This is a genomic window from Pseudomonadota bacterium (assembly GCA_030859565.1).
Lineage (GTDB): Bacteria > Pseudomonadota > Gammaproteobacteria > JACCXJ01 > JACCXJ01 > USCg-Taylor.
Map to the genome: position 1 here is coordinate 1 of JALZJW010000197.1, position 5,156 is coordinate 5,156.

Consider the following 5,156-nt stretch of genomic DNA (forward strand, 5'->3'; position numbering starts at 1 on the left):
TCAACCAGATGCGATAGGAAGGGCTGTTCCTCCGCCTCCTGCGGAGCGTCAGGGGGCGTTGTCGGCATTTTCCTGGCGCCCTGGCTCCGCGAGCACGCGCGGCGCCGATGCCGGGCCGGATGGTGCGGCGAGATCCGGAGGTGCGGCCGGGCCGGTCTTGGATGGGTAGCTTGCGCCGAGTTGTTTGAGGTCTTCCAGATCCAGCTCTCTATTGACCTCTTCCTTGACCGTCGCCAGGGTCCGTCTGGCCTTCGCGAGCCACAATCCGGCCGTGCGCGCGGCGCGCGGAAGCTTCTCGGGTCCGAGCACGATCAGCGCCACGACCCCGACCAGGCATAGCTCCCAAAACCCGATGTCGAACATAAGGCTAGAGCCGGTCGTTGCGTTTCTCGGCCGGGCCGCCGTCCGAATCGGAGCCCCTCGGGGGCGCGTCGGCGGCCTCCTCGCTCTCGGCGGTGGCTTTCCTGAAGCTCTTGATGGCGGCCCCGAGATCCGTGCCGATGTTGCGTAGTTTTTTGGTGCCGAACAGCAGCGCCACGATCGCTAATACGACCAGTAGTTCCGAAACGCCTATGCCCATGGGGCGGATCTCCTCTAAGATGAACGATTAAGACGCCGCGGCCGGACGTGCATGCGTGCGCCGAGTTTATCCCTGCTTCGTCCGGCTTTCCTTTTCGTCTATGCCCGACTGTCCGAAACGCCGCTCAAGCTCGGCCAGCACCTCGCCCGGCCCGCTGCCGGCCGCCGCCAACATGACCAGGCTATGAAACCAGAGGTCCGCGGTCTCATGGATAAGCTGACGGCGATCACCGCTTTTAGCCGCGAGTATGGTTTCGATGGTTTCCTCACCGAGCTTTTTCAAGATCGCGTCGAGGCCCTGTGCGTAGAGGCTCGCGACGTAGGACCCGCTTTGCGGGGCGCCCTTGCGCGCCTCGATCACGGCGGCGAGCCGGTCGAGGACAGTGCTCATGATTCCTGCCGCATCTTATCGCCGATGAAGCGCCCGCCGCACGCCGTCATCCCGGGCCGTAAATCCGTGCCGGGTCCTTGATGATCGCGCCATCGGCAATCCAATGATCGCGCTCAAGGCGATCGAAGAAGCAACTGCGCCTACCGGTGTGACAGGCGATGCCGCCCGCTTGTTCCACGATGAGGAGCACGGCGTCGCGGTCACAGTCCAGACGGATCTCGACCACATGCTGGGTATGGCCGGATTGCTCGCCCTTGCGCCAAAGCGCTTGCCGTGAGCGCGACCAGTAGAAGGCCTGCTTCGTCTCGGCGGTCAGACGCAGCGCCTCGCGATTTATCCATGCCAGCATAAGAACCTTGCCCGAGCCCGATTCCTGGGTCACCACGGGCACCAGTCCGTCTTCACTCCAGGCGACTCTATCCAGCCACCCTGTCGACTGCGACCTGATCTCGCTTTGCATGGTGCTCACGATAGCTTAAAGGCGGACCTCGATGCCAGCCTCGCGCATCCGTTCCTTCGCGGCGCGCACCGTGTACACACCGAAATGAAAAATACTCGCGGCGAGCAGCGCATCGGCCTTGCCGATACAGACGCCGTCCACCAGGTGATCGAGGTTGCCCACTCCCCCCGAGGCGATGACTGGGATGCGCACCCCATCGGCGATCTCCCGGGTTAGAGCGAGATCGAATCCGTCGCCGGTGCCGTCGCGGTCCATGCTGGTCAGCAAGAGTTCCCCGGCGCCGAGCTGTTCCATCTTGGCGGCCCATGCGCGGGCGTCGATCCCGGTGCCATTTCTTCCGCCGTGGGTGTAAACCTCCCACCTTTGTGGCGCCTGGTTCGCGGCCGGTGCCGCCCGCGCGTCAATGGCCACCACGATGCACTGGGAACCGAAGCGGTCCGAAGCTCGGCGCACCAGTTCCGGATCGTGCACCGCCGCGGTATTGATGCTAACCTTGTCGGCGCCCGCGTTCAGGAGCCGGCGTATATCCTCGACGCTGCGGATCCCGCCGCCGACGGTCAGCGGGATGAACACCTGAGCGGCGACGGCCTCGACCACATGCGCCAACGTGTCGCGCGCGTCGCGGCTGGCCGTGATATCCAGGAACGCCAATTCATCAGCGCCTTGCTGGTCATAGCGGCGCGCAATCTCGACCGGATCGCCGGCGTCGCGGATGTCGACGAATTTCACCCCCTTGACCACCCGGCCGGCGTCCACGTCAAGGCAGGGAATAATGCGTTTAGCGAGCCCCATCATCCGCAATCCGCACGCCGTCGGCGAGCCGCTGGGCCTTCGTAAAATCAAGGCTGCCCTCGTAGATCGCCCGGCCTGTGATGGCCCCCTCGATGCCTTCGTGCGCGACTTCGCATAGGCCGCGTATGTCTTCCAGATTGCGGATCCCGCCCGAGGCGATGACGGGCACGGTGATCCCGCGCGCCAGGGCCGCGGTGGCCTGGACATTGACGCCGTTCATCATCCCATCGCGGCTGATGTCGGTGTAGACGATGGCGGTAACGCCTTCCTGCTCGAAACGCTGGGCAAGATCGGCCGCGGTGTGATGAGAAAGCTTCGACCAACCCTCGAGCGCGAGCTTGCCGTCACGGACATCCAGCCCGACCATGACATGCCCCGGGAATTCGATGCACATGTCCGAGACGAAATGCGGTGTCGTCACTGCCTTGGTGCCGATGATGACGTATCGCACCCCGGCATCGAGATAGGATTGAATCGTGTCTTCGTCGCGGATCCCGCCTCCCACTTGGACCGGCACGTCCGGGAGACTTTGGCAAATGCCGCGGATCGCAGTGGCGTTGACAGGTTTACCGACCATCGCCCCATTCAGGTCGACGACATGGAGCCGGCGCGCTCCCGCCGCGACCCAATGCCTGGCCATGGCCAGCGGGTCTTCCGAATACAGCGTGTCTTGGTCCATACGGCCTTGCCGCAATCGCACGCACTTACCGTCCTTGAGGTCAATCGCTGGAATCAGCAACATCGGGATCAGCAGGCGAGAGGTCCGTTTCGAGGCTAGTCGCGAGTCAAACAGGCGAGAACGATGGTTGCCAATAATAGTAGCACAAGCAGATCGATATGCGAGTCCCGCGTTATCCGGGCGCACGGCTTAATTCGGTGTGCGTATAATAGGCGGAGATCCATTGCAAGTGCTGCTTTCAGGGTTTTTGAATGATACGGGAAATCCACGCTTGGTCGACGCGGACCGGCCGGCATTTTTTTCGGGCGCTTATCGCTCTCTGGGTCTTTGCCGCCCCCGGTTACTCGCAGGTAGAGGTGGAAGCCGTCCCCGGCGCGGATATGCGGGCCATCGAAGAATCCTACCAAAAGGGTGACTATGCGAAGGTGGTGCGGGATCTGACGCCGCTTGCCGAGCGCGGTGATATGGAGGCGCAATACCAGCTGGCTCTCATGTACGCTAATGGGCGCGGGGTCCCTCGCGACCAGACACAGGCGGCGAAGTGGTTTGTAAAAGCCACCGCCGTGCTCGATCCGGGCGCACAGTTTAACCTCGGCATCATGTATTTCGAGGGCCAGGGCGTACCCAGGGATTACGAGCAAGCCGCGCATTGGTTCAAGAGGGCGGGTGAGCGAGGTGATTCCGAGGCCCTGTTCAATCTTGGCCTGATGTACGACGATGGCAAGGGGGTGCGCCGAGACGTGACGGAAGCGGTCCTATGGTATAAACGGGCCGCAGAACTTGGCCTCAAGCATGCCCAACTCATGTTGGCCGGGATGTACCGCGATGGGGCGGGCGTATCCAAGGACGAAACCCTCGCCTATTTATGGTATGCCATGGCCGCCGAACAGGAAGATAAGGATGCCGCGGTCGAGCGCGATCGGCTCGCCAAGAGATTGACCCCCGCCCAGTATCAAAAAGCTATTCAGATGCTGCACGAGTTGCAGGTTCAGGGTCATGCGCGTGGCGGATAAGCGACGGCTCAGCGACCATCGTGAAGACATGCAAGAATTCATTATCAGCCACGAAGCCGCGATCCGCCTGGCGTTTTTCGCCGGCGTATTCGCGGTCATGTGCCTGTGGGAATTCAAGGCACCTAAGCGTGCGCTCGCGCTAGCGCGAGCGGGGCGGTGGAGCGCCAATCTCGCCGTCGTCGCCCTGAATACTGTTCTGTTGCGATTGGTTTTCCCGGGGGCGGCGGTCGGCATGGCGCTTTTCGCGGAGCGGCAAAGCTGGGGAGTACTCAATTACATCGAATGCCCGGAAGCGCTCGCGTTCGTAATCTCCGTGATGGTGCTCGATTTCGCCATCTATCTCCAACACGTCATGTTTCATGCGTTGCCCCTATTGTGGCGGTTGCATCGCGTCCATCACGCGGACCTTGACTTCGACGTGAGCACCGGGACCCGCTTTCATCCCCTCGAGATCCTATTATCGATGGTGATCAAATTTGCGGTGATCGTGGTACTCGGGCCCTCGGCTGCGGCGGTGCTCGCCTTCGAGGTCCTACTCAATGCCACCTCGATGTTTAATCATAGCAATGTGCGCATGCAGGAGCTTATCGATCACTGCTTACGTTGGCTGGTGGTGACGCCCGACATGCACCGGGTGCATCATTCGATTGAAGAGGACGAGACCAATTCCAACTTCGGTTTCAACCTCCCCTGGTGGGATCGCCTGTTCGGGACTTACCGCCAAGCGCCGAGGAAGGGCCATACCGAGATGATCCTCGGGATCCAGACGTTTCGCGATCCCCTGAAGGTGGATCGGCTCGGGGGCATGCTGACCCTGCCGTTCATCGGGAAGGTCAGCGGTTAGGCGATACACCGCGGACTTCTAAGGTTAAAAAAATCTTCCGCGCGTTAGCCGGTCATATAGGTCAGTCCCTAAGCGTTGGAGCACATTTTACAACGCCGTCGAGCGATAGCACCTGAATGGGATACGAGCCAACTCAGAGCTTGTGAAGAAATCGTAGCGAGCAAGCCCGCCCGCGAGGCGCACGGCGCGCAGGACCGTTTCGCCGGGAGCGAAACGGCGCATAAGCCCCAAAGGGGCGTGCTTCAAGGACGAGGCGAGCAACCGCAGTGTATGTGGAAATACATGAGGATTCCGAGCACCGCGCAACGATGCGGGCGGGCTGCGCAGTAGATTTAATCACAAGCTCTCACTGCTATAGTTAAGCGATCAACCTCGAGGCTGCATACGCCTATGACCAC

8 protein-coding genes are annotated in these 5,156 nt (G+C 61.5%); 2 read left to right on the forward strand and 6 right to left on the reverse strand.

Annotation, left to right across the window (positions count from 1 at the left end):
* Positions 1–48 precede the first annotated feature (48 nt).
* The 6 genes from tatB to hisA are packed head-to-tail and all read right to left on the reverse strand — an operon-like array spanning position 49 to position 2,964.
* Complete coding sequence (tatB, locus tag M3436_19045) at positions 49–363, reverse strand: Sec-independent protein translocase protein TatB (GenBank protein MDQ3566089.1); 315 nt, start codon at positions 361–363, stop codon at positions 49–51.
* Positions 364–367: 4 nt separating this feature from the next.
* Positions 368–601 carry a twin-arginine translocase TatA/TatE family subunit gene (gene tatA, locus M3436_19050; GenBank protein ID MDQ3566090.1) on the reverse strand — a complete coding sequence of 78 codons (234 nt, stop codon included), beginning with the start codon at positions 599–601 and terminating at the stop codon, positions 368–370.
* A 45-nt stretch (positions 602–646) separates the two neighbouring features.
* Positions 647–970: a phosphoribosyl-ATP diphosphatase gene (locus tag M3436_19055; protein ID MDQ3566091.1), complete on the reverse strand. Its 324-nt coding sequence runs from the start codon at positions 968–970 to the stop codon at positions 647–649.
* Between the two features lie 46 nt (positions 971–1,016).
* Complete coding sequence (gene hisI, locus M3436_19060; GenBank protein ID MDQ3566092.1) at positions 1,017–1,430, reverse strand: phosphoribosyl-AMP cyclohydrolase; 414 nt, start codon at positions 1,428–1,430, stop codon at positions 1,017–1,019.
* Between the two features lie 15 nt (positions 1,431–1,445).
* Positions 1,446–2,222, reverse strand: coding sequence for an imidazole glycerol phosphate synthase subunit HisF (gene hisF / locus M3436_19065; protein MDQ3566093.1), 777 nt, complete (start codon positions 2,220–2,222; stop codon positions 1,446–1,448).
* Positions 2,209–2,964: a 1-(5-phosphoribosyl)-5-[(5-phosphoribosylamino)methylideneamino]imidazole-4-carboxamide isomerase gene (gene hisA, locus M3436_19070; protein MDQ3566094.1), complete on the reverse strand. Its 756-nt coding sequence runs from the start codon at positions 2,962–2,964 to the stop codon at positions 2,209–2,211. The genes hisF and hisA overlap by 14 nt, the downstream gene beginning before the upstream one ends.
* Before the next feature lie 188 nt (positions 2,965–3,152).
* On the opposite strand from hisA, the gene M3436_19075 reads away from it, so the two are divergent.
* Positions 3,153–3,914 carry a sel1 repeat family protein gene (locus M3436_19075; GenBank protein MDQ3566095.1) on the forward strand — a complete coding sequence of 254 codons (762 nt, stop codon included), beginning with the start codon at positions 3,153–3,155 and terminating at the stop codon, positions 3,912–3,914.
* Positions 3,898–4,758 carry a sterol desaturase family protein gene (locus tag M3436_19080; protein ID MDQ3566096.1) on the forward strand — a complete coding sequence of 287 codons (861 nt, stop codon included), beginning with the start codon at positions 3,898–3,900 and terminating at the stop codon, positions 4,756–4,758. Before M3436_19075 ends, M3436_19080 begins: the two co-directional genes overlap by 17 nt.
* Positions 4,759–5,156 lie beyond the last annotated feature (398 nt).

Bases quoted from the DNA above. Each gene is read 5' to 3' on its own strand.
- hisI (MDQ3566092.1), bottom strand. From the start codon at position 1,430: ATGCAAAGCGAGATCAGGTCGCAGTCGACAGGGTGGCTGGATAGAGTC.
- M3436_19055 (MDQ3566091.1), bottom strand. From the start codon at position 970: ATGAGCACTGTCCTCGACCGGCTCGCCGCCGTGATCGAGGCGCGCAAG.
- tatB (MDQ3566089.1), bottom strand. From the start codon at position 363: ATGTTCGACATCGGGTTTTGGGAGCTATGCCTGGTCGGGGTCGTGGCG.
- M3436_19075 (MDQ3566095.1), top strand. From the start codon at position 3,153: ATGATACGGGAAATCCACGCTTGGTCGACGCGGACCGGCCGGCATTTT.
- hisA (MDQ3566094.1), bottom strand. From the start codon at position 2,964: ATGTTGCTGATTCCAGCGATTGACCTCAAGGACGGTAAGTGCGTGCGA.
- hisF (MDQ3566093.1), bottom strand. From the start codon at position 2,222: ATGGGGCTCGCTAAACGCATTATTCCCTGCCTTGACGTGGACGCCGGC.
- M3436_19080 (MDQ3566096.1), top strand. From the start codon at position 3,898: ATGCGCGTGGCGGATAAGCGACGGCTCAGCGACCATCGTGAAGACATG.